Annotated in this window: 3 protein-coding genes; all 3 read right to left on the bottom strand. The window is 57.9% G+C overall.

Annotation, left to right across the window (positions count from 1 at the left end):
• The coding region (locus tag JJE47_07050; protein ID MBK5267176.1) for a hypothetical protein at window positions 1–322 on the bottom strand (322 nt) is incomplete at its 3' end.
• Between the two features lie 277 nt (window positions 323–599).
• On the bottom strand, window positions 600–2,222 hold the full coding sequence (rpsA, locus tag JJE47_07055; GenBank protein ID MBK5267177.1) for a 30S ribosomal protein S1: 1,623 nt from the start codon (window positions 2,220–2,222) through the stop codon (window positions 600–602).
• A gap of 91 nt (window positions 2,223–2,313) precedes the next feature.
• Window positions 2,314–3,597, bottom strand: a 1,284-nt coding sequence (locus JJE47_07060; protein MBK5267178.1) for a DNA polymerase I, incomplete at its 5' end; no start/stop codon positions are given.

Raw genomic sequence — 3,597 nt, forward strand, 5'->3', positions numbered from 1 at the left:
CCGCGGTCAGAACCTGATTGGCCGAAATCGGTCCTGCCGCGACCCGGTTGGTCAGAACGAACGCTTCCAGGTCGGCCTCATTCGTGATCGCATTCGCGGGAACGTACTTTTCGTTCTCAACCGACAACACAAACCACTCATTGGCATTCGCCACGATACCTTCGGTGCCTTCAGGCACTAGAACCGTTGTGCGATAAACGGCGGTTTCCTTGAGACCCTCTTTGGCAGCGTCTTCGGCGTTGGTCAGTACCTGCCAAACGGCGAGCGCCGCCAGACCGGCCAGAATGATCGCAATTGCGAGAACTACTACCCTTTTACCCACGACTTCTCCTCTGACACTCCAAAACAGCCTGCGGAACAAGCCTACCTAGCCTTGTCGCTCTTGTAGCGGCCAACCTGTCCCCCCTTATGTTCTTGATAGACGTGTTGTTATGAAACCCACATACGAGTACCCGGACGTGGGCAATTAAGTTCATGGACTCCCTTGGTGGAACCCACAAACCTGGTTCACCAACGTCCTGAGAAACACTACTACAGGCCGTTAACGAACCGACGCTTTTGGATCAGGCCACCCCTTCCGGGACGACCTGCTCCAATTACTATCGGCGGCCTATGCCGCGCTCTTTAAGCTCTTGTAGAATTGCTTCGAGCGACGAGTCGACGTTGAAAGCGCTCTCGGTCTCCTCGGCGGATTCGGTTTCGCGCTCGAACTCATGGCGCTCTGGCGGACGACGGCGGGGAGCAGCCGGTTCGGCAGCGGGTCGTTCCTGGTATCCAGGGAGCGCCTGCTTGATCGACAGGCTGACCCGACGGCGCTGGTTGTCCATCTCCGTCACCTTCACTTCCACCGGTTGACCGAGCGACAGTTCCAGTTCAGGGGACTCCACACGATGCATGGCGATCTCCGAAACGTGAACGAGACCTTCGACACCTTCACCAACGGACACGAATGCACCGAATGGCACTGTCTTCGTTACTACGCCGCTGACGTTGTCGCCGACGGAGAACTGACGGGCGAATGATTCCCAGGGATCTTCCATGGTCTGCTTGATCGACAGGGAAATACGTTCGCGTTCCCGATCGACTTCCAGCACTCTTACCTGCACTTCGTCACCGACCTTGACCACTTCCGATGGGTGATTTACGTGCTGGTATGACAGTTCTGAAACGTGCACGAGTCCGTCCATACCACCAAGATCGACGAAAGCACCAAAGTTGACCACCGATGACACAACGCCGGGACGAGCATCTCCGACCTTCAAGTCGTCAAGGAATGCCTGGCGCTGCTCGGCTTGGGCTTCTTCGAGCCAGGCACGTCGAGACAACACAACGTTGTTCCGGTTCCTATCGAGTTCAATGACCTTGGCCTCGATCTGTTCGCCAACATATGGGTCGAGATCGCGCACCCGGCGCAGTTCGACCAGCGACGCCGGTAGGAACCCGCGCAGCCCGATATCGACGATGAGGCCACCTTTGACAACCTCGATCACCGGGCCGGTCACGGTACCTCCGGCATTCGTGATCCGCTGAATCTTTCCCCAAGCTCGCTCATACTGAGCTCGCTTCTTGGACAGAATGAGGCGGCCTTCTTCGTCTTCTTTGTCGAGGACGAGCGCCTCAAGCGTCTCTCCGATTTGAACGACGCTGAGAGGATCAACTGCCTTGCGGATCGACAACTCGCTGAGCGGGATGACCCCTTCACTCTTGTAGCCGATATCGACGAGGACTTCGTCGTTCTCGATCGCAACGACAACACCTTCGACGATATCGCCCTCTTTGAACTCCAACATGGTGTGTTCGATAGCAGCTTCAAAATCATCGGCGATGCTGTCTGGAAGGTCCGAAATACGAGTCGGAACAATGGCCGGCGGGCCATCGTAGATCGGCTCCTCAACCACTTCGTCGGCAACCTCAACCAGCGGCACTACAGCTTCAGCCTCCGCGATCGCGGTCACTGCGGCGGGCTCTTCGGCGGCAGGATCCTCAGAAACCTCGGGCTGAACAGGCTCAAGAGACTCCTCCGATGCCTCCGGCACGGCCGGAACTTCATCAGCAACAACCGAAGACTCGGCCGAAGGCGATTCGACTTCCTCAGCAGGTTCGGGGGTGGTTTCGGAGTCCGGTAGTACCGGTACTTCAGAGTGGACAGCCTCGGCGTCGATAGCCTGCGGCTCGGGGGTCACCTCGTCAGGATTGGACGCGGTGTCGTTATCAGTAGACATTGATTTGTTTATTACCTCCAGAAAAGCTCTCGCGGTCTAGCCACGAGGCAAAAAAGAGCCTAGCAGTGCAACCCGCGCTGGCCAACATGATTCATCCCTTCACATCCGCCAGCGAATGCCCGACCCCAACGTCGACCCGCAACGGAACGGCCAGATCGGCAACCCCCTCCATGGCAGCCACAACAACCGCGGTTAACTCATCGACGTCGGATTGGGAGGCCTCGATTACCAACTCGTCGTGGATCTGAAGCAACTGAATCCCCGATGTTCCAGCGAGACGGTCCTCAACCTCCAGCATCGCCAGCTTGATGATGTCGGCCGCGGTTCCCTGTACCGGTGCGTTCAAAGCCATCCGTTCACCCATCTGTCTGATCCGCCAGTTGTCGGACCGCAATTCCGGCAAATACCTCCGCCGGCCAAAAACGGTCTCCGTGTATCCGACCGACTTGGCGCCGTCCACGATCGACTGCATGAAAGCCTGGACACCCGGGAATTTGGCGAAATAGGCGTCAATGTGTTCTTTGGCTTCGTCGCGGGAGATTTCCAGTCGCTCGGACAACCCGTAGGCCTCCATGCCATAGAGAAGTCCGAAGTTGATGGCCTTGGCCCGCCGCCGCTGCTCGTTGGACACTTCGGCGGGGTCAACGCCGAAGACCGAGGCAGCGGTGGCGGTGTGTACATCGGCACCCGCCGACCCAAACGCGGAAAGCAGTCCCTCGTCACGGCACATGTGAGCGAGAATCCTCAGTTCGATCTGGCTGTAGTCGGCGACAATGAACGTATTGCCGGGTGCAGCCACGAACGCCCGCCGAACGGTCCGGCCGGTTTCGGATCGAACCGGGATGTTCTGAAGGTTCGGGTGGTCTGACGACAGCCGCCCGGTCGCCGCGCCAAGCTGATTGAAGGTGGTATGGATCCGCCCATCCGCCTTGATCAGCGGGAGAAACCCATCCACGTAGGTCGAACGGAGTTTCTCCAATTCGCGATAGCGCAGGAGTTGTTCAACGATGGGATGCTCGAGCTTGGCCAGCACTGAGGCATCAGTCGAAGGAACCCCTTTGGAGGTCTTCTTCAGAACGGGTAATTCAAGCTTTTCGTATAGGACGACCCGTAACTGAGTAGTCGAGTTGATGTTGAACACTTCGCCCGCAATCTTGTGGATGGCGATCTCTAGCGCAGCGAGATCGCGTCTGAGGGTCTCACCCAGTTCAATCAGATAGTCCTTGTCAATCCCGATCCCTCGTCGCTCCATGGCGTGAAGCACGGGAATGAGAGGCATCTCGATTGTGTCAAATAACTCGCGAGAAGCCTGCTCATCGAGAATCGAGCCGAGCGTCTCGGCGACCAGCAGCGTGGCGGCCGCCCGGCGACCGGC

The sequence above is a fragment of the Acidimicrobiia bacterium genome (assembly GCA_016650365.1).
Lineage (GTDB): Bacteria > Actinomycetota > Acidimicrobiia > Spongiisociales > JAENVV01 > JAENVV01.

Bases quoted from the DNA above. Each gene is read 5' to 3' on its own strand.
- rpsA (MBK5267177.1), bottom strand. From the start codon at position 2,222: ATGTCTACTGATAACGACACCGCGTCCAATCCTGACGAGGTGACCCCC.